The following is an 18,996-nucleotide window of genomic DNA, read 5'->3' as shown; positions in this document are numbered from 1 at the left end:
ACCAGCCACTGGCCCCCGCGCACATCCCGCAAAGCCGGAAAGCCTGAAAAAGCCAGAAAGTAGGAATCAGCCGTGATTATGGGGTTCTCGATCGCCCTGATCGTCTTCAGCGCCCTGCTGATGCTGCTCGTGCTGATGCACAAGGGCAAGGGCGGCGGCCTCTCCGACATGTTCGGCGGCGGCATGCAGTCGTCGGTCGGCGGCTCCTCCGTCGCGGAGCGAAACCTGGACCGCATCACCGTCGTCGTGGGTCTGCTGTGGTTCGCGTGCATCCTGGCGCTCGGCCTGCTGATGAAGACGAGCAGCTGACCGTTCTGGCCATTCCGGCAGTCCGGTCGGCACCGCCCGGCCTATCATGAGGTCCGGCGTTCGTGGCGCGGAATCAGTAACTCCGCTCACTGGACGTGCGTTGGGCCTTACGTAGACTTGGGCGCTCCGCGGCGGAAATTCCACTCACACTCCGCGGCACCATCACGCAGGGAGTTACGACCGTGGCAAGTGGCAACGCGATCCGTGGTAGCCGGGTCGGAGCGGGGCCGATGGGTGAGGCGGAGCGCGGCGAGTCCGCGCCCCGCCTGCGCATCTCCTTCTGGTGCTCGAACGGGCACGAGACGCAGCCGAGCTTCGCCAGCGACGCACAGGTGCCGGACACCTGGGACTGCCCGCGGTGCGGGTTCCCGGCCGGCCAGGACCGGGACAACCCGCCCGCGCCGCCGCGCACCGAACCGTACAAGACGCACCTGGCGTACGTACGGGAGCGGCGCTCGGACGCCGACGGCGAGGCGATCCTCGCGGAGGCGCTCGCCAAGCTCCGCGGCGAGATCTGACACCGCCCGATGAGTGTGACGTGAGGCCCGGTCCCGCAGGAACTTCTCCTGTGGGGCCGGGCCTCTTTGTGTGCGTTGCGCCGCTTCTGATCCCTTAAGTTGGAGAACGGCGGGGCACGACAGGACGGAAGAAGTGGGTTGATGTCCGAGATGAACGCAGACAGCCGCATGAAGCTCAACCGGATGCCCGAGTGGCTCGCACTCGGCAAGCACCGGGAGGAGTTCGGGCAGACGCATCTGCGGGAGCTGTTCGAGGAGAATCCCGGCCGGGGCGCCGGCTACACCCTGCGGGTCGGGGACCTGCACATCGACTACTCGAAGCACCTCGTGACCGACGAGACGCTCGCGCTGCTCCGCGAACTCGCCGCGGCGACGGGCGTGACCGAACTGCGCGAGGCGATGTTCCGCGGCGAGAAGATCAACACGACAGAGGGCCGGGCGGTGCTGCACACCGCCCTGCGCGCGCCCGCCGACGCCGTCGTCGAGGTCGACGGCGAGAACGTCGTCCCCGGCGTGCACGCCGTCCTCGACAAGATGGCGGCCTTCTCCGGCCAGATCAGGGCGGGGGAGTGGACCGGCTTCACCGGCAAGCGCATCAGGAACGTCGTCAACATCGGCATCGGCGGCTCCGACCTGGGCCCCGCGATGGCGTACGAGGCCCTGCGGGCCTTCGCCGACCGCGATCTGACGGTGCGCTTCGTGTCCAACGTGGACGGCGCGGACCTGCACGAGGCCGTGCGGGACCTGGACCCGGCCGAGACGCTGTTCATCATCGCCTCCAAGACCTTCACCACCATCGAAACCATCACCAACGCCACCTCGGCGCGGGCATGGCTGCTCGCCGGGCTGGGCGCCGACCAGGCCGCCGTGGCACGGCACTTCGTGGCGCTGTCCACCAACGCCGAGAAGGTCACCGACTTCGGCATCGATCCGGCCAACATGTTCGAGTTCTGGGACTGGGTCGGCGGACGCTACTCCTTCGACTCGGCCATCGGGCTCTCAGTGATGATCGCGATCGGCCCGGACGCCTTCCGGGAGCTGCTGGGCGGCTTCCACGCCATGGACGAGCACTTCCGCACGGCCCCGGTGGAGGAGAACGCCCCGCTGCTGCTCGGCCTGTTGGGGATCTGGTACGGCGCCTTCTTCGACGCGCAGTCGCACGCGGTGCTCCCGTACAGCCACTACCTCTCGCGCTTCACGGCGTACTTGCAGCAGCTGGACATGGAGTCCAACGGCAAGTCCGTGGACCGGGACGGCAATCCGGTGGAGTGGCAGACGGGCCCGGTGGTCTGGGGCACGCCCGGCACCAACGGGCAGCACGCGTACTACCAGCTGATCCACCAGGGGACGCGGATGATCCCCGCCGACTTCATCGGCTTCGCGCGGCCGGTGGCGGATCTGGAAGCGGCGCCGGCGGCCCAGCACGACCTGCTGATGGCGAACTTCTTCGCGCAGACCCAGGCGCTGGCCTTCGGCAAGACGGCGGAGGAAGTGCGCGCGGAGGGCGCCCCCGAGTCGCTGGTCCCGCACAAGACCTTCCACGGCAACCACCCGACGACCACCATCCTGGCGAGCGAGCTCACCCCGGCGGTGCTGGGCCAGCTGATCGCGCTGTACGAGCACAAGGTCTTCGTCCAGGGTGCGGTGTGGAACATCGACTCCTTCGACCAGTGGGGCGTCGAGCTCGGCAAGGTGCTCGCCAAGCGCGTCGAGCCCGCACTGAGCGAGGGCGCGGACGTCCCGGGCCTGGACGCCTCGACGAAGGCCCTGGTGGCCACGTACCGGCGGCTGCGCGGCCGGAGCTGACCACGGGGACGCGAAGGGCCCGCTCCCCTCGGGAGAGCGGGCCCTTCGCGGTTCCTGCCGGTCAGGCGGAGGCCGGGGGATACATCCCGGCCGGGAGTTTGGCCGCCGCCGCGCGGTCCAGGAGCCACAGGGTGCGGGAGCGGCCGTAGGCGGCCGCGGCCGGGGCCTGGAGCTCGCCCGCGCCGCCGAGGGCGATCGACACCGCGCCGGCCTTGTCCTCGCCGGCCGCCAGGAGCCAGACCTCACGGGCCGCCCGGATCGCCGGGAGCGTCAGGGAGATCCGGGTGGGCGGGGGCTTCGGGGCGCCGTGGACGCCGACCACCGTGCGCTCGGTCTCGCGGGCCGCCGGGTGCTCCGGGAAGAGGGAGGCCACGTGCGTGTCCGGGCCGACGCCCAGCATCAGCACGTCGAAGCGGGGGACGGGGCCGTGGTCCTCCGGGCCGGCCGCCTTCGCCAGCTCGGCCGCGTAGGCGGCTGCCGCCGCGTCCACGTCGGCCCCGTACGGGCCGTCCGAGGCCGGCATCACGTGTACGCGGGCGGGGTCCACCGGGACGGAGTCCAGGAGGGCCTCGCGGGCCTGGGTGTGGTTGCGCTCGGGGTCGTCGGCGGGGACGTACCGCTCGTCGCCCCACCACAGGTCCAGCCGGGACCAGTCGATCGCGTCCCGCGCGGGGGCGGCGGCCAGTGCCGCGAGCAGGCCGTTGCCGTTGCGTCCGCCGGTGAGGACCACGGACGCGGTGCCGCGGGCCGTCTGCGCGTCCACGATCTTCGTGATGAGCCGGGCCGCGGCGGCCTGGGCCATCAGTTCCTTGTCCCGGTGGACGACGACCTGGGGAGTCGTCATACCCATATGCTGCCGCCTTCGTTGGTGATGCGGGTGGTGCCGGTGCGGGCGGGACCGCTGCGCGGAGCCGTTCCCCACCCCGCCCCTTCCCGAAACCGGGGCTCCGCCCCGGACCCCGCGCCTCAAACGCCGGCGAGGCTGGATCTTCAGCCCGTCCGGCGTTTGAGGACCGGGGGTCTGGGGGCGGAGCCCCCGGTTTCGGGAAGGGGCGGGGTGGGGGAAAGCCCCGCAGGGCCCGGTTACTTGGCCGCGGCCTTCTTCGCCGGCTTGGCCGCCGGCTTCGGGGCCGGGGCCTCGGACTCGGCCTCGGGCTTGACCTCGGGCTCGGTCGGAGCCGGCTCCGGCGCGGGCGCGGTCGCGGCGGACTCCAGCTTCGATACGCCGAACTTCAGCGCGGACTCGTACGTGTTGTCCGGGTCCAGCCGGCGCAGCTCCTCCGCCAGGAGCTCGGCCGTGTCGCGGCGCTTGAGCGCCACCGCACGGTCGGGCTGCCCCGGCATGCACAGCGTGGCCAGCGCCCCATCGGCCCGGTCCAGGACGATGTCGCCGTCCTTGGTCGTCAGGCGTACGGCCGTCAGGCCCGGGCCCGACGACAGCGTGCGCCGGACCGGGACCTCCAGCCGGTCCGCCAGCCACATGGCCAGCAGCTCGCAGCTCGGGTTCTCGGTCTCGCCCTCGACGGTCGCCGAGACGACCGACAAGGACTGCTGGTCCAGCGCGGCCGCCAGCATGGAGCGCCACGGGGTGATCCGGGTCCACGACAGGTCCGTGTCCCCGGGGGCGTACGCCCCCGCCCGGGCCCCGAGCTCCCTGATCGGGTCCTCGCAGGAGTACGTGTCCGAGATCCGGCGCTGTCCCAGCGTCCCCAGCGGATCGCCCGCCAGGTCCGTGGGAGCACCGTCCGGCCACCAGACGACCACCGGGGCGTCCGGCAGGAGCAGGGGGAGAACCACCGACTGGGCGTGGTCGACCAGTTCGCCGTGAAGGCGGAGCACGACCGTCTCACCACTGCCGGAGTCCCCCCCGACGCGGATCTCCGCGTCGAGCCGGGCGCCCTGGCGGCTGCGTGGCGAGCGGCTGGCCCGCTTGATGACGACGACGATCCGCGAGGGGTGTTCGTGGGACGCGTCGTTCGCCGACTTGAGCGCGTCGTACGCGTTCTCCTCGTCGGTCACGATCACCAGCGTGAGGACCATGCCGATGGCCGGCGTGCCGATGTCCCGGCGGGCCTGCACCATCGCGGCATTGATCTTGCTGGAGTTGGTCTCCGTGAGGTCGATCTTCATGGCCGGCGCCAGCTCCGTCCGTCTCGTGCGAGCATCTCGTCCGCCTCGACCGGCCCCCAGGTGCCCGACGGGTACTGAGCGGGCTTGCCGTGCTTGTCCCAGTACTCCTCGATCGGGTCGAGGATGTTCCAGGACAGTTCGACCTCCTGGTGACGCGGGAAGAGGTTCGCGTCGCCCAGGAGCACGTCGAGGATGAGCCGCTCGTACGCCTCGGGGCTCGACTCCGTGAAGGACTCGCCGTAGGCGAAGTCCATCGTCACGTCCCGGACCTCCATGGAGGTGCCCGGAACCTTGGAGCCGAAGCGGACCGTCACGCCCTCGTCCGGCTGGACCCGGATGACCAGGGCGTTCTGCCCCAGCTCCTCGGTCGCGCCCGATTCGAACGGCAGGTACGGGGCCCGCTTGAAGACCACCGCGATCTCGGTCACCCGGCGGCCCAGGCGCTTGCCGGTCCGCAGGTAGAACGGGACGCCCGCCCAGCGGCGGTTGTTGATCTCCAGCCGGATGGCCGCGTAGGTGTCGGTCTTCGACTTGGGGTCGATGCCCTCCTCTTCGAGGTACCCGACGACCTTCTCGCCGCCCTGCCACGCGGCCGCGTACTGGCCGCGCACGGTGTGCTTGCCCAGGTCCTCGGGCAGCTGCACGGCGGTCAGCACCTTGAGCTTCTCCGCCACCAGCGCCTTCGGGTGGAAGGAGCCGGGCTCCTCCATCGCGGTCAGCGCGAGCAGCTGGAGCAGGTGGTTCTGGATGACGTCACGGGCCGCGCCGATGCCGTCGTAGTACCCGGCCCGGCCGCCGATGCCGATGTCCTCGGCCATGGTGATCTGCACGTGGTCGACGTACGACCGGTTCCAGATCGGCTCGAACATCGTGTTGGCGAAGCGGAGCGCCAGGATGTTCTGGACGGTCTCCTTGCCGAGGTAGTGGTCGATCCGGAAGACCTCGTCACGGGGGAAGACCTCGTGGACGACCTTGTTGAGCTCCTCGGCGCTCTTCAGGTCGTGTCCGAAGGGCTTCTCGATGACGGCACGCCGCCAGGAGCCCTCCTTCTGCGCCAGCCCGTGGTCCTTGAGCTGCTGGACCACCTTGGGGAAGAACTTCGGCGGGACGGACAGGTAGAAGGCGAAGTTGCCGCCCGTGCCCTGCGCCTTGTCCAGCTCCTCGATCGTCGCCTTCAGGGTCTCGAAGGCCGCGTCGTCGTCGAAGTCGCCCTGCACGAAGCGGCAGCCCTGCACCAGCTGCTGCCAGACCTCCTCCCGGAACGGCGTGCGCGAGTGCTCCTTGACGGCCTCGTACACCTCCGTGGCGAAGTCCTCGTGCTCCCACTCGCGGCGGGCGAACCCGATCAGCGAGAAGCCCGGCGGGAGCAGGCCGCGGTTGGCCAGGTCGTAGACGGCAGGCATCAGCTTCTTGCGCGACAGGTCACCCGTAACGCCGAAAATGACCAGGCCGGACGGCCCCGCGATGCGCGGGAGCCGCCGGTCCTGTGCGTCACGAAGCGGGTTCGCTCCGTTCACAGACAAGGTGTTCAGGCCTCCGTGGGGGCGAGGCGCTCGAGCTCCGCCTCCGTCGACTTCAGCAGGTCGTTCCAGGACGCCTCGAACTTCTCGACGCCCTCGTCCTCGAGCAGCTGCACCACATCGTCGTACGAGATGCCCAGCTTCGCGACCGCGTCGAGCTCGGCGCGCGCCTGCGCGTAGCTGCCGCGCACGGTGTCACCCGTGATGTTCCCGTGGTCGGCGGTGGCCTCCAGGGTGGCCTCCGGCATGGTGTTCACCGTGTTCGGGGCGACCAGGTCGTCCACGTACAGGGTGTCCTTGTACGCCGGGTCCTTGACGCCCGTCGAGGCCCACAGCGGACGCTGCTTGTTGGCGCCGGCCCGCTCCAGGGCGTTCCACCGGTCGGAGGAGAAGACCTCCTCGTACGCCTCGTACGCCAGACGGGCGTTGGCGAGCGCCGCCTTGCCCTTGAGGCCCTTGGCCTCGTCGGTGCCCACCGCGTCCAGGCGCTTGTCGATCTCGCTGTCCACGCGGGACACGAAGAAGGAGGCGACCGAGTGGATCAGGGAGAGGTCCAGGCCCGCGGCCTTGGCCTTCTCCAGACCGGCCAGGTACGCGTCCATGACCTCGCGGTAGCGCGCCAGCGAGAAGATCAGCGTGACGTTGACGCTGATGCCCTTGCCGATGACCTCGGTGATCGCCGGCAGGCCGGCCTTGGTCGCCGGGATCTTGATGAGCGTGTTCGGGCGGTCCACCAGCCAGGCCAGCTGCTTGGCCTCGGCGATGGTCGCCGGGGTGTTGTGGGCCAGCCGGGGGTCGACCTCGATGGACACGCGGCCGTCCTGGCCGTCGGTGCGGTCGTAGACCGGGCGCAGGATGTCGGCGGCGTCGCGGACGTCCGCCGTCGTGATCATGCGCAGGGCCTCTTCCACGGTGACCTTGCGGGTCGCGAGGTCGGTGAGCTGCTGCTCGTAGCCCTCGCCGCCGCTGATCGCCTTCTGGAAGATCGCCGGGTTGGTGGTGACACCGACCACGTGCGACTGGTCGATGAGCTCGGCCAGGTTGCCGGACGTGATGCGCTTGCGGGACAGGTCGTCCAGCCAGATCGCCACGCCCTCGTCGGAGAGGCGCTTGAGTGCGTCTGTCATGGGAATTGCATCTCCTACTGGTCTTGTACGGGCGTGGGCGTCAGCGCGCGGCTGCGGCGGGGCGTGCCGATTCGATGCTGGCCTTGGCGGCGGCGGTGACGGCCTCGGCGGTGAAGCCGAACTCCCGGAACAGCACCTTCGCGTCGGCGGAGGCACCGAAGTGCTCCAGCGACACGATCCGGCCGGCGTCGCCGACGTAGCGGTGCCAGGTCAGGCCGATGCCGGCCTCGACCGCGACGCGGGCCTTCACCGAGGAGGGCAGGACGCTGTCCTTGTACTCCTGGTCCTGCTCCTCGAACCACTCGACGGACGGCATGGAGACGACCCGGGTGGGGATGCCCTCGGCCTGGAGCTGCTCGCGGGCCTCGACGGCCAGGTGCACCTCGGAGCCGGTACCGATGAGGACGACCTGCGCCGGGCCGCCCTCGGCCTCGAACATCACGTAACCGCCCTTGGCGGCGTCCTCGTTGCGCTCGTAGGTCGGCACGCCCTGGCGGGTGAGCGCGAGGCCGTGCGGGGCGCCCTTGCCGAACACCTTCGTGTGGCGCTTGAGGATCTCGCGCCAGGCGATGGCGGTCTCGTTCGCGTCGGCGGGACGGACCAGGTTCAGGCCCGGGATGGCGCGCAGCGAGGCGAGGTGCTCGACGGGCTGGTGGGTCGGGCCGTCCTCGCCGAGACCGATGGAGTCGTGCGTCCACACGTACGTCACGGGCACGTGCATCAGCGCGGAGAGGCGGACGGCGTTGCGCATGTAGTCGGAGAACACCAGGAAGGTGCCGCCGTAGACGCGGGTGTGGCCGTGCAGGGCGATGCCGTTCATGGTCGCGGCCATGGCGTGCTCGCGGATGCCGAAGTGGATGGTGCGGCCGTACGGGTCGGCCTCCGGCAGCGGGTTGCCCTTCGGCAGGAACGAGGAGTTCTTGTCGATGGTGGTGTTGTTGGAGCCGGCCAGGTCGGCCGAGCCGCCCCACAGCTCGGGGATGACCGCGCCGAGCGCCTGGAGCACCTTGCCGGAGGCGGCGCGGGTGGCGACGCCCTTGCCGGCCTCGAAGACGGGGAGCTCGTCCTCCCAGCCCGCGGGCAGCTCGTTGGCGTTGATGCGGTCGAACTCGGCGGCGCGCTCCGGGTTGGCGGTGCGCCAGGCGGAGAAGTCCTTCTCCCAGGCGGCCTTGGCCTCGCGGCCGCGGTCGAGCGCCTTGCGGGTGTGCGCGATGACCTCGTCGGAGACCTCGAAGGTCTGCTCCGGGTCGAAGCCGAGGACGCGCTTGGTGGCCGCGACCTCGTCGTCGCCGAGTGCGGAGCCGTGCGAGGCCTCGGTGCCCTGGGCGTGCGGCGCGGGCCAGGCGATGATCGAGCGGGCCGCGATGAAGGACGGGCGCTCCGTCTCGGCCTTGGCGGCCTGGAGGGCGGCGAACAGCGCCTTCGGGTCGAGGTCGCCGTTCTCCTGCTGCGCGACGCGCTGGACGTGCCAGCCGTACGACTCGTAGCGCTTCAGGGTGTCCTCGGAGACGGCCGTCTCCGTGTCACCCTCGATGGAGATGTGGTTGTCGTCCCAGAGCAGCACCAGGTTGCCGAGCTTCTGGTGGCCGGCCAGCGCGGACGCCTCGTGGGAGATGCCCTCCTGGAGGCAGCCGTCGCCCGCGATCGCGTAGATCATGTGGTCGAACGGGGAGGTGCCCGGGGCGGCCTCCGGGTCGAACAGGCCGCGCTCGTAGCGGGCGGCCATGGCCATGCCCACCGCGTTGGCGATGCCCTGGCCGAGCGGGCCGGTGGTGGTCTCGACGGCGGCCGTGTGGCCGTACTCCGGGTGACCGGGGGTCTTGGAGCCCCAGGTGCGGAAGGCCTTGAGGTCATCCAGCTCCAGGCCGAAGCCACCGAGGTAGAGCTGGGTGTAAAGGGTGAGGGACGAGTGCCCCGCGGAGAGCACGAAGCGGTCGCGGCCGACCCACTCATGGTCCGCCGGGTCGTGCCGCATCACCTTCTGGAAGAGGGTGTACGCGGCGGGGGCCAGGCTCATCGCCGTACCCGGGTGGCCGTTTCCGACCTTCTGGACCGCGTCAGCGGCCAGGATGCGGGCGGTGTCGACGGCCCGCTGGTCCAGTTCGGTCCACTCGAGCTCTGTGGTGGTCGGCTTGGTGCTCACCGTGGGTCAGGGCTCCTCTCCACATGTCTGTTCCCGGTGACGAACGGTGCACCGGCGCGCATCCGAGCCTACCCCCGCGACGGCGTGCAGCTATTCGAGTGCAGGCAGTCCGTCACCGTGCCGTCGACCCCTGTTCACCCGCCCACGGGTGCCCGCTCCGTGCTGTCCCCCGTATGTATGCACGGTCCGATCGGCCCAACACGAAGCGACCCCGGCGCGGGGCGACGGAAGGGCAACGTCTACAGTGGCGTGGTACGCGCAAGCCTTTACCGGGCCTTCAAGTTCTGGGCGGTCCGAGTGGGAGCTTGCTGGATTCTCTCTCAGGGGTGTGCGTGACGGCCGTCGAATCCCGTCCAGCGGGGGTGCTCGGGACGAGCCCCGGTCACCGGCCGTTCGGGACCCGCGTCATGGCTTTCGTGGCATTGACCAAGCCGCGGATCATCGAACTTCTGCTGATCACCACAGTGCCGGTGATGTTCCTCGCCGAGCAGGGCGTGCCCTCCCTGTGGCTGGTCCTCGTGACCTGCTTCGGCGGCTACTTGTCAGCGGGCGGCGCCAACGCGCTGAACATGTACATCGACCGCGACATCGACGCGCTGATGGACCGCACCTCGCAGCGTCCGCTGGTGACCGGGATGGTCAGCCCCCGGGAGTGCCTGGTCTTCGGCATCACCCTCGGGGTGGTCTCGACGCTGTTCTTCGGCCTGCTCGTCAACTGGCTGTCAGCGGCGCTGTCGCTCGGCGCGCTCCTCTTCTACGTCGTGGTCTACACGATGCTGCTGAAGCGGCGCACCACCCAGAACATCGTCTGGGGCGGCATCGCGGGCTGCATGCCGGTGCTCATCGGCTGGTCGTCCGTCACCAACGAGGTCTCCTGGGCCGCGGTCATCCTCTTCCTCGTCATCTTCTTCTGGACGCCGCCGCACTACTGGCCGCTGTCGATGAAGGTGAAGGACGACTACGCGCGCGCCGGCGTGCCGATGCTCCCGGTCGTGGCCGGCAACAGGGTCGTGGCCCGCCAGATCGTCCTCTACAGCTGGGTGATGGTGGCCGTCTCGCTGCTGCTCACCCCGCTGGGGTACACCGGCTGGTTCTACACCGCGGTCGCGCTGGTCGCGGGCGGCTGGTGGCTGTGGGAGGCGCACACGCTGCACGCACGGGCCAAGGCGGGCGTGACGGGCGCGAAGCTCAAGGAGATGCGCCTGTTCCACTGGTCCATCACCTATGTGTCGCTGCTGTTCGTGGCGGTGGCCGTGGATCCCTTCCTCCGCTGATTACTCACCGGTAGCATGCTGTCCATGGGAGACACCGCAGACACCGCCGCCGCAGACCCCGCAGGCGCCGCGGACAAGAAGCAGGACCGTACGGCGGCGAAGCTGGCCAAGCAGATCGGCGCGTTCGCCAAGCAGCACGGCGGCGCCGAGGGCCAGCTCGCCCACATGGGCCAGGCCGGCACCCGGATCGTGCTCGTGGGCACCGACGGCGCCTGGGGCGACCTGGTGGCACCGACCTTCACGGTGGCGCAGCTGGCAGCGGAGAAGGCCGGGCTGACCCTCCACGAGGAGTTCGACGGGGAGTTCGCCGCGCGCGTGCGGACCGGCCCGTACGAGTGGACGCGGATGGCCGGCCTCCAGCTCGGCGGACCCGAGAACCCGGCGGGACCCCAGAACACGGCCGGACCCGAGAACCCGGCGGCCTGACCTCCGGCACACCGTCCGGGGACCCCCGGGTGCCGTCTCGGTCAACAGCCCGAGCAACACCTCACACACCGCTCACCCGTTAGGACGTGTGGAAGCCCCTTCCTCACGTCCGCAACGGGATGCCCGGATGATCGAAACGCCGCCCCTGGTGGACCAGTACTGCCACGGAGTACTCCGTACGGAGCTGGGCCTGGGCACCTTCGAGGCCCAGCTGGTCCGCTCCGCCGGCCCGCCCGCCGCGGGCACCACCTTCTTCGACACCCAGACCGGTTTCGCGGTGCGCCGCTGGTGCCCGCCGCTGCTGGGGCTGGAGCCGCACGCCACCCCCGTCCGCTATCTGGCCCGGCGGCGCGAGCTGGGCCCGGCCGAGTCCGCGCGGCGGCTGCTGAGGGGCTCCGGGGTCGCCGCCTACCTGGTCGACACCGGGGTGGCCGGGGATCTGACCGCGCCCAAGGAGCTGGCGCTCGCCGCGGACGCCGAAGCCTTCGAGGCGGTCCGGCTGGAGGTACTGGCCGAGCAGGTCGCCGACACCTCCGGCACGGTGGCCGCCTTCCTCGTCAATCTCGCCGAGGCCGTCCACCACGCCGCGTCCGGGGCCACGTCCTTCACCTGCGCCGCGGCCTTCGACGTCGCCGGCGCCCCGGGCTTCGAGGCCGAGCCGCCCGGTCCGGGCGAGGTGCGCGGGGCGGCCGGACGGTGGCTGGCCGGGCGGCCCAGGGGCGGAGCCGTACGGGACCCCGTACTCCTGCGGCACCTGCTGTGGAGCGCGGTGGCGTCCGGGCTGCCGCTCCAGCTGCACACGGGCGCGGGGGATCCGGCGGCGCTGACCGACTTCGTACGGGCCACCGCGGGCCTGGGTACGCGGCTGGTGCTGCTCGGCGGATATCCGCACCACCGGCACACGGCGCGGCTCGCGGCGCTCTTCCCGCACGTGTACGCCGATACCGGCGCGGCCCTCGGGCAGAGCGGGGCGCGGGCCGCGGCGGTCCTGGCCGAGCTGCTGGAGCTCGCGCCGTTCGGGAAGCTGCTGTTCTCCAGCGGCGGTGGGCGACTGCCCGAACTGCACGCGGTGGGCGCGCTGGTGTTCCGGGAGGCGCTGGGCCGGGTACTGGGCGGCTGGGTCGCCGAGGGGTCCTGGTCCTGGCGGGACGCGGACCGGGTGGCCGCCCTGGTCGCGGCGGACAACGCCCACCGCGTCTACCGGCTGGACAGGACCTGAGCGCGGCCGGCGCCGACGGCCCGGCCCGGCCCGCTCAGACGGTGGAGAGCCGCGGGTCGCCCTGGGCCGGGATCTGCGCCTGCTCGGCCGGCCGCTCGCGCAGGCTCAGCGCGACCCGGAGCACGGCGATCCACACCAGGCAGGAGCCCAGCATGTGAGCGGCGACGAGGACCTCGGGCAGCTCGGTGAAGAACTGCACGTAGCCGATGGCGCCCTGGGCGAGGAGCACGATCAGCAGGTCGCGGGCGCGGGCCCGGGTGTCGGCGGGGGCGTCGACCACGCGCAGCACCAGCCACATCGCGACGGCCAGCGCGCACACCAGCCAGGCGGCGACGGCGTGCACATGGGCGGTGGCCGACCAGTCGAACGGCATCCGCCTGATCTCGCTGCTGTCGCCGGCGTGCGGTCCGGAACCGGTGACCACCGTGCCCGCCGCGATCAGCACGAGGGTGGTGGCGATCAGTGCCCACGACAGCTTGCGCACCGGGCCCGGTACGCGCGGGCGGGGAGCGGTGTCGCCCTCGCCGGTGCGCTGCCAGGCGATGGTCGTCACGGCGATCAGGGAGGTGGCGAGCAGGAAGTGCCCTGCCACGCTGTAGGGGTTGAGGCCCGTCATGACGGTGATGCCGCCGAGGACGGCGTTGGCCATCACGATGACGAACTGGATCCAGCCGAGCTTCGTCAACGCGTGGCGCCAGGGCTTGGCGGAGCGCGCCGCGATGATGAACCAGCCGACGGCCGCGCTCAGCACGTAGGTCAGCATCCGGTTGCCGAACTCGATGGCGCCGTGGAAGCCCTGGGCCTGCGTCGCGATCAGGCTGTCGTCGGTGCACTTGGGCCAGGTGTCGCAGCCGAGACCGGATCCGGTCAGCCGCACCGCGCCGCCGGTGACGACGATGGCCACGCTCATGACGAGCGCGGCGAGCGCGGCCCGCCGGACGATCCGGGGTGACGGAGTCCAGCGGCTGGCGATGGAGGCGAGGGGGTTCAACACGCCCCCCATCGTAGGCGGCCCCTTGTGCAAAGTTTCACGAGGGGGTGGTCACTGGTGCCTCACTGCCGTGTCGCCGGCGCGTCGGGCCCGACGGCCAGCCGGAACCGCGCCCCGGCGGGGTCGCCCTCCTCGTGCCACCACACGCGGATGCGCCAAGGGGCGCCGTCGCCCGGGTAGTCGGCGGAGCCCGTGAACCCGCGTATCACTTCGCCCGCTACGTCCTCAGCTGTCCTGTTTCTTACTTCTGTGGCGCTGTGCCACGGATGAGGGAGTACGTTCCACAGTCCGTCAGGGCCGCGCACCTCCACGCGCCACACCGCGAGCCAGGGCGTGACCTCCAGCATCGTCCGCACCTGCTCGGCGCCGAGGTGCAGCCGGAGCGCGATCTCGGGCTCCTCCACCCCCTGGACGCGGGCGGCCACCACGGCCTGGGGCAGCAGCCGTTCGGGCAGCAGCCCCCGCGTGCGCAGGCTGACCAGGGAGTCGAAGGTGAGGAAGCGCAGGCGCAGTTCCAGCTGGCGGCCGATGTGGTCCAGGGCCTCCTCGGCCTCCTCCGCCTCCTCGGCCTCCTGCGCCGCGGGGTCCGCGAGCAGTAGCTGCCGGAAGCCGGACTCGGCGTCCACGGCCCAGGCGACCGCGTCCTCGGCGAACCCCAGCTCCGCGAGGCGGTCCCCGAGGAACACCTTGGCCTGGGCGAGGCCCCGCCGGTTGACCGGATCCTGCTGGTCCAGTCCCGCCCACACCTCCACCGCGGTCCGGGTCAGGTCCCGGGCGCGCTCACCGGCCGCCCGCTCCATGGCGCTGGGACCCGCGTCGGCCGCCGGCCCCAGCGGGTGCTTCGGCAGCCGGTCCGCGTCGCTCAGCGGCCAGGCCAGCCAGACCCCGTGGTTGATCAGCCCGCGGGCGTACCAGCGGGCGAACTCGGGGGAGTGCCCGGCCGCGCGCTCGGAGCTGCGCAGCCCCTCCTCGATCGTGGCGAGGGCGGACGCGCGGTCCCCCGCGGCGAACCGCAGGGCGGCCCGGTCGGCCAGGCGCAGCCCCAGCAGGGCGGTGCACTCGGGGTCGTCGGTAACGGTGCGCAGGGCGCCGATCAGCTCGTCGAGGAGCCGCTCGCGCTCCGGCGGCTCCGCGTGCGCCGCCCCCGACCGCACCCGTGCCCATTGATCGTCCAGCCGAAGAACGGCCTCCCGCTGCACCATGTCCGCCCCCCGGCTTCATGTGTGGAGGCGCCCATCCTCGCGGCTGTGTCACCGCGAGGGGAAGAGTTTCATTCCCAGCGGAAGAGCCGCGCGGCGGCGCCCAGACCGAGTGCGGCCCAGCCGGCGAGCACGGCCACGTCGCCCCACGGCGGCGCGGCGCCGTGCTGGAGCACCTCGCGCAGCCCGTCGGACAGGGCCGAGATGGGCAGCAGCCGCAGTACGGACTGCACGGCGTCCGGGAACTTCTCCATCGGCACGATCACTCCGCCGCCGACCAGCAGGAGCAGGAAGACCAGGTTGGCCGCGGCCAGGGTCATCTCGGCCTTGAGGGTGCCCGCCATCAGCAGGCCCAGCCCGGAGAACGCGGCGGTGCCCAGCAGGATCAGCGCGGCCACCGACAGCGGGTTCCCCTGCGGGGACCAGCCCAGCGCGAAGGCGATCACCGTCAGCAGGGCGATCTGGAGCACCTCGGTGACCAGCACCGACAGGGTCTTGGCGGCCATCAGGGCCCAGCGCGGCAGCGGGGAGGCCCCGAGCCGCTTGAGGACTCCGTAGCGGCGGTCGAAGCCGGTGGCGATGGCCTGGCCGGTGAAGGCGGTGGACATCACGGCGAGGGCCAGGATGCCGGGGGCCAGGAAGTCCACGGACTCCTGCGCGCCGTCCTCTCGGACAGGAACGGTGACGATGTCCACGGCGGAGAAGAGGGTCAGCAGCAGCGCCGGGATGATCACGGTCAGCAGCAGCTGCTCCCCGTTGCGCAGCAGCATCCGGGTCTCCAGTGCCGTCTGCGCGAGGATCATGCGGGACACGGGTGCGGCCCCCGGGTTGGGGGTGAACGTACCGGCGCTCATGCGCGCAGCTCCTTACCGGTGAGCTCCAGGAACACGTCTTCGAGGGTGTGCCGCTCCACCGAGAGGCTGTCCGGCATCACGCCGTGCTGCGCGCACCAGGAGGCGACGGTCGCCAGCAGCTGCGGGTGGACGTCGCCGGTGACCCGGTAGACGCCCGGGGTGAGCTCGGCGGCCTGGGTGCCGTCGGGCAGCGCCTTCAGCAGCGAGGCGAGGTCGAGGGAGGGGCGGCCGGTGAAGCGCAGGGTGTTCTCGGCACCGCCCCGGCACAGCTGCTCGGGGCTGCCGTGGACGATGACCTTGCCCGCGTCCACGATGGCGACCTCGTCGGCGAGCTGCTCGGCCTCGTCCATGTGGTGGGTGGTGAGGACGACGGTGACCCCGTCCGTGCGCAGCTCCCGTACGAGGTCCCAGGTCGCGCGGCGGGCCTGCGGGTCCAGGCCCGCGGTGGGCTCGTCCAGGAAGACCAGCTCGGGGCGGCCCACCACGGCCATGGCCAGGGCCAGGCGCTGCTGCTGGCCGCCGGAGAGCCGGCGGTAGACGGTGCGGCCGCAGCCGCCGAGTCCGAGGCGGTCCACCAGGGTGTCGACGTCGAGCGGGTCGGCGTACAGCTTGGCCATGTGGCGCAGCATCTCGACGGCGCGGGCTCCGGAGTAGACGCCTCCGGACTGGAGCATCACGCCGATCCGCGGGCGCAGCGCCTCGGCCCGGGCTACCGGGTCGAGGCCGAGGACGCGGACGGTTCCGGCGTCGGGCCGGTGGTAGCCCTCGCAGGTTTCCACCGTGGTCGTCTTGCCCGCGCCGTTGGGACCGAGGACCGCGGTGACGGAGCCCCTGCGGACGGTGAGGTCCAGGCCGTCCACCGCGGTCTTGGCGCCGTACCGCTTCACCAGTCCGCGGATCTCCACGGCGGGGTCGTTGCTCATGGGGGTTGAGTCTACGGAGCCCGGGGAGGGGTCCCGGGTCCCGGGGTGAGGGCTTACGCGCCCGCTCGTCGCGGCGGGAATCCGGCTCTTTTCATTCGGGCGGTCCTGGAGGTCCCCTTCGATTTCAGTGATCCTTTCCGGAACCCGATCATTACCGCGCTGGGGACCGCCGCAGGTGGAGGTGTGCTGGTGGGAGCCGTTTATCGGTGCGTCCTGGGCGCGCGGCGAGATAGCGGAATGTCTCCCTCCGAATAACTCTGCGTCGACAGATTAGGTAACCCTTAGTGATAGAGGCCACCAGGAGTGGCCTCCGTCACGGCTTGTCGGCCCTCGACTAATTACGCAACAATGGCGTTGTGAAATACGGCGAACGGCAGAACGAGGCCCCCCAGGGGGAGCTCGCCACCGGGGAGCGGTCAACCCGCAACCGAGTGGCGCGCTCGATCCTGGACCACGGTCCGTCCACCGTCGCCGACCTCGCGCAGCGCCTCGGCCTCACCCAGGCCGCCGTACGCCGCCACCTCGACACGCTCGTCGCCGACGACGTGGTCGAAGCCCGTGAGCAGCGTGTGTACGGTGCGCGCACCCGGGGTCGGCCCGCCAAGGTCTTCGCGCTCACCGACTGCGGCCGCGACGCCTTCGACCAGTCCTACGACACGCTCGCCGCGGACGCCCTGCGCTGGATCGCGCAGTCGGTCGGCGGCGGCGAGCAGGGCGAGGCGGCCGTCGCCGCCTTCGCCAGGGCGCGGATGGAAGCGCAGGCGCGGACCTATCGGGAAGCCGTCGAGGCGGCTGCGCCCGGGGACCGTACGGAGGCCCTCGCCAAGGCGTTGACCGCCGACGGGTACGCTGCTACGGCGAAGAGCGCTCCCGGTCCGCACAGCGGTGAACAGCTCTGCCAGCACCACTGCCCGGTCGCCCATGTGGCCGAGCAGTTCCCGCAGCTCTGCGAGGCGGAGACCGAGGTCTTCTCGCGCCTGCTCGGGACCCATGTGCAGCGCCTCGCCACGATCGCCCACGGCGACGGGGTGTGCACGACGTTCATTCCGCGAAGCGCGAGCACCACACAGACCGACACATCAGTATCTGCAAGTACGGCCGGGAGGAACCCCGCATGACCACGGAGACTGCTCACCCTGAGCTCGATGGCCTGGGCACCTACGAATACGGCTGGGCCGACTCCGACGCGGCCGGCGCCGCTGCCAAGCGGGGTCTGTCCGAGGATGTCGTCCGCGACATCTCGGCGAAGAAGTCCGAGCCGGAGTGGATGCTGAAGCTCCGTCTCAAGGGTCTCAAGCTGTTCGACAAGAAGCCCATGCCGAACTGGGGTTCCGACCTCTCGGGCATCGACTTCGACAACATCAAGTACTTCGTGCGTTCCACCGAGAAGCAGGCCGCTTCGTGGGAGGACCTGCCGGAGGACATCAAGAACACGTACGACAAGCTCGGCATCCCGGAGGCGGAGAAGCAGCGCCTCGTCGCCGGTGTCGCGGCCCAGTACGAGTCCGAGGTCGTCTACCACCAGATCCGCGAGGACCTGGAGGAGCAGGGCGTCATCTTCCTCGACACGGACACCGCGCTCAAGGAGCACCCGGAGCTCTTCCAGGAGTACTTCGGCACGGTCATCCCGGTCGGCGACAACAAGTTCGCGTCGCTGAACACCGCGGTGTGGTCCGGCGGGTCGTTCATCTACGTGCCCAAGGGCGTCAAGGTCGACATCCCGCTCCAGGCCTACTTCCGTATCAACACGGAGAACATGGGCCAGTTCGAGCGGACGCTGATCATCGTCGACGAGGACGCCTATGTCCACTACGTCGAGGGCTGCACCGCCCCGATCTACTCCTCGGACTCGCTGCACAGCGCCGTGGTCGAGATCATCGTCAAGAAGGGCGGCCGCTGCCGCTACACGACGATCCAGAACTGGTCGAACAACGTCTACAACCTGGTCACCAAGCGCGCCGTGGCGTACGAGGGCGCGACCATGGAGTGGATCGACGGCAACATCGGTTCCAAGGTCACCATGAAGTACCCGGCCGTCTACCTGATGGGCGAGCACGCCAAGGGCGAGACCCTGTCCATCGCCTTCGCGGGCGAGGGCCAGCACCAGGACGCCGGCTCCAAGATGGTCCACATGGCGCCGAACACCTCCTCGAACATCGTCTCCAAGTCGGTGGCCCGGGGCGGCGGCCGCACCTCGTACCGAGGCCTGGTCGAGATCGGTGAGGGCGCCCACGGTTCGAAGTCCAACGTGCTGTGTGACGCGCTCCTGGTCGACACCATCTCCCGCTCGGACACGTACCCCTACGTGGACGTCCGGGAGGACGACGTCTCCATGGGCCACGAGGCCACCGTCTCCAAGGTCTCCGACGACCAGCTCTTCTACCTGATGAGCCGCGGCCTGACGGAGTTCGAGGCGATGGCCATGATCGTGCGCGGCTTCGTCGAGCCCATCGCGCGTGAGTTGCCCATGGAGTACGCCCTGGAGCTCAACCGGCTGATCGAGCTGCAGATGGAGGGTTCGGTCGGTTAGTCCCCGACCGCCCACCACCACCAGCTC

At 70.8% G+C, this 18,996-nt stretch carries 17 protein-coding genes; 8 read left to right on the top strand and 9 right to left on the bottom strand.

The features are described from left to right. Positions 1-78: 78 nt before the first annotated feature. The 3 genes from secG to pgi all read left to right on the top strand — a co-directional run bounded on the left by secG (position 79) and on the right by pgi (position 2,633). On the top strand, positions 79-309 hold the full coding sequence (secG, locus tag ACZ4TV_RS18760; protein ID WP_468135773.1) for a preprotein translocase subunit SecG: 231 nt from the start codon (positions 79-81) through the stop codon (positions 307-309). 182 nt (positions 310-491) lie between these two features. Continuing rightward, entirely contained in the window at positions 492-827 is a 336-nt protein-coding gene (locus ACZ4TV_RS18755) for an RNA polymerase-binding protein RbpA (protein ID WP_010352468.1), read from the top strand. Between the two features lie 150 nt (positions 828-977). After that, complete coding sequence (gene pgi, locus ACZ4TV_RS18750) at positions 978-2,633, top strand: glucose-6-phosphate isomerase (protein ID WP_468135853.1); 1,656 nt, start codon at positions 978-980, stop codon at positions 2,631-2,633. 61 nt (positions 2,634-2,694) lie between these two features. Here pgi and pgl read toward each other — a convergent pair whose 3' ends face one another. The 5 genes from pgl to tkt form a co-directional block, all read right to left on the bottom strand. Then, positions 2,695-3,477, bottom strand: a complete 783-nt coding sequence (gene pgl, locus ACZ4TV_RS18745; protein WP_468135772.1) for a 6-phosphogluconolactonase — start codon at positions 3,475-3,477, stop codon at positions 2,695-2,697. Positions 3,478-3,716: 239 nt separating this feature from the next. Next, positions 3,717-4,763: a glucose-6-phosphate dehydrogenase assembly protein OpcA gene (opcA, locus tag ACZ4TV_RS18740; RefSeq protein ID WP_468135771.1), complete on the bottom strand. Its 1,047-nt coding sequence runs from the start codon at positions 4,761-4,763 to the stop codon at positions 3,717-3,719. After that, positions 4,760-6,286: a glucose-6-phosphate dehydrogenase gene (zwf, locus tag ACZ4TV_RS18735; protein ID WP_468135770.1), complete on the bottom strand. Its 1,527-nt coding sequence runs from the start codon at positions 6,284-6,286 to the stop codon at positions 4,760-4,762. The genes opcA and zwf overlap by 4 nt, the downstream gene beginning before the upstream one ends. A gap of 5 nt (positions 6,287-6,291) precedes the next feature. Continuing rightward, positions 6,292-7,410, bottom strand: a complete 1,119-nt coding sequence (gene tal / locus ACZ4TV_RS18730; RefSeq protein WP_468135769.1) for a transaldolase — start codon at positions 7,408-7,410, stop codon at positions 6,292-6,294. Between the two features lie 40 nt (positions 7,411-7,450). Beyond that, positions 7,451-9,553 (bottom strand): transketolase, encoded by a 2,103-nt coding sequence (gene tkt / locus ACZ4TV_RS18725; protein ID WP_468135768.1) that lies wholly within the window; start codon positions 9,551-9,553, stop codon positions 7,451-7,453. A 326-nt stretch (positions 9,554-9,879) separates the two neighbouring features. Between tkt and ACZ4TV_RS18720 the strand changes: the two genes are divergently transcribed. The 3 genes from ACZ4TV_RS18720 to ACZ4TV_RS18710 all read left to right on the top strand — a co-directional run bounded on the left by ACZ4TV_RS18720 (position 9,880) and on the right by ACZ4TV_RS18710 (position 12,472). Further along, positions 9,880-10,827 (top strand): heme o synthase, encoded by a 948-nt coding sequence (locus ACZ4TV_RS18720; RefSeq protein ID WP_468135852.1) that lies wholly within the window; start codon positions 9,880-9,882, stop codon positions 10,825-10,827. A gap of 24 nt (positions 10,828-10,851) precedes the next feature. Beyond that, a complete protein-coding gene (locus ACZ4TV_RS18715) occupies positions 10,852-11,253 on the top strand; it encodes a hypothetical protein (RefSeq protein ID WP_468135767.1) in 402 nt (133 codons plus the stop codon). A gap of 127 nt (positions 11,254-11,380) precedes the next feature. Next, on the top strand, positions 11,381-12,472 hold the full coding sequence (locus ACZ4TV_RS18710) for an amidohydrolase family protein (RefSeq protein ID WP_468135766.1): 1,092 nt from the start codon (positions 11,381-11,383) through the stop codon (positions 12,470-12,472). A 34-nt stretch (positions 12,473-12,506) separates the two neighbouring features. On the opposite strand, the gene ACZ4TV_RS18705 is transcribed toward ACZ4TV_RS18710, so the two are convergent. The 4 genes from ACZ4TV_RS18705 to ACZ4TV_RS18690 form a co-directional block, all read right to left on the bottom strand. Continuing rightward, the gene (locus ACZ4TV_RS18705) at positions 12,507-13,475 is read right to left on the bottom strand and encodes a COX15/CtaA family protein (RefSeq protein WP_468135765.1); all 969 of its coding nucleotides are present in this window, start codon (positions 13,473-13,475) and stop codon (positions 12,507-12,509) included. Positions 13,476-13,525: 50 nt separating this feature from the next. Beyond that, on the bottom strand, positions 13,526-14,665 hold the full coding sequence (locus ACZ4TV_RS18700) for a hypothetical protein (protein ID WP_468135764.1): 1,140 nt from the start codon (positions 14,663-14,665) through the stop codon (positions 13,526-13,528). Positions 14,666-14,733: 68 nt separating this feature from the next. Further along, complete coding sequence (locus ACZ4TV_RS18695) at positions 14,734-15,516, bottom strand: ABC transporter permease (protein WP_468135763.1); 783 nt, start codon at positions 15,514-15,516, stop codon at positions 14,734-14,736. After that, positions 15,513-16,439 (bottom strand): ABC transporter ATP-binding protein, encoded by a 927-nt coding sequence (locus ACZ4TV_RS18690; protein ID WP_468135762.1) that lies wholly within the window; start codon positions 16,437-16,439, stop codon positions 15,513-15,515. The genes ACZ4TV_RS18695 and ACZ4TV_RS18690 overlap by 4 nt, the downstream gene beginning before the upstream one ends. Before the next feature lie 356 nt (positions 16,440-16,795). Here ACZ4TV_RS18690 and ACZ4TV_RS18685 point away from each other — a divergent pair, with 356 nt between their 5' ends. Together ACZ4TV_RS18685 and sufB are read left to right on the top strand one after the other, a co-directional pair. Continuing rightward, positions 16,796-17,557: a helix-turn-helix transcriptional regulator gene (locus ACZ4TV_RS18685; protein WP_468135761.1), complete on the top strand. Its 762-nt coding sequence runs from the start codon at positions 16,796-16,798 to the stop codon at positions 17,555-17,557. Next, on the top strand, positions 17,554-18,969 hold the full coding sequence (gene sufB, locus ACZ4TV_RS18680) for a Fe-S cluster assembly protein SufB (RefSeq protein WP_214930288.1): 1,416 nt from the start codon (positions 17,554-17,556) through the stop codon (positions 18,967-18,969). Before ACZ4TV_RS18685 ends, sufB begins: the two co-directional genes overlap by 4 nt. Positions 18,970-18,996 lie beyond the last annotated feature (27 nt).

The organism is Streptomyces sp. NPDC028910 (assembly GCF_055564955.1).
The sequence above is the reverse complement of the archived record's forward strand: the minus strand, read 5'-3'. Positions and strand labels throughout refer to the sequence as shown.

What these genes read in the sequence shown, in the direction of transcription:
- secG (WP_468135773.1), top strand. Translation starts at nt 79, where the DNA reads ATGGGGTTCTCGATCGCCCTGATCGTCTTCAGCGCCCTGCTGATGCTG.
- pgi (WP_468135853.1), top strand. Translation starts at nt 978, where the DNA reads ATGAACGCAGACAGCCGCATGAAGCTCAACCGGATGCCCGAGTGGCTC.
- pgl (WP_468135772.1), bottom strand. Translation starts at nt 3,477, where the DNA reads ATGACGACTCCCCAGGTCGTCGTCCACCGGGACAAGGAACTGATGGCC.
- opcA (WP_468135771.1), bottom strand. Translation starts at nt 4,763, where the DNA reads ATGAAGATCGACCTCACGGAGACCAACTCCAGCAAGATCAATGCCGCG.
- tal (WP_468135769.1), bottom strand. Translation starts at nt 7,410, where the DNA reads ATGACAGACGCACTCAAGCGCCTCTCCGACGAGGGCGTGGCGATCTGG.
- ACZ4TV_RS18715 (WP_468135767.1), top strand. Translation starts at nt 10,852, where the DNA reads ATGGGAGACACCGCAGACACCGCCGCCGCAGACCCCGCAGGCGCCGCG.
- ACZ4TV_RS18710 (WP_468135766.1), top strand. Translation starts at nt 11,381, where the DNA reads ATGATCGAAACGCCGCCCCTGGTGGACCAGTACTGCCACGGAGTACTC.
- ACZ4TV_RS18705 (WP_468135765.1), bottom strand. Translation starts at nt 13,475, where the DNA reads ATGGGGGGCGTGTTGAACCCCCTCGCCTCCATCGCCAGCCGCTGGACT.
- ACZ4TV_RS18700 (WP_468135764.1), bottom strand. Translation starts at nt 14,665, where the DNA reads ATGGTGCAGCGGGAGGCCGTTCTTCGGCTGGACGATCAATGGGCACGG.
- ACZ4TV_RS18695 (WP_468135763.1), bottom strand. Translation starts at nt 15,516, where the DNA reads ATGAGCGCCGGTACGTTCACCCCCAACCCGGGGGCCGCACCCGTGTCC.
- ACZ4TV_RS18690 (WP_468135762.1), bottom strand. Translation starts at nt 16,439, where the DNA reads ATGAGCAACGACCCCGCCGTGGAGATCCGCGGACTGGTGAAGCGGTAC.
- sufB (WP_214930288.1), top strand. Translation starts at nt 17,554, where the DNA reads ATGACCACGGAGACTGCTCACCCTGAGCTCGATGGCCTGGGCACCTAC.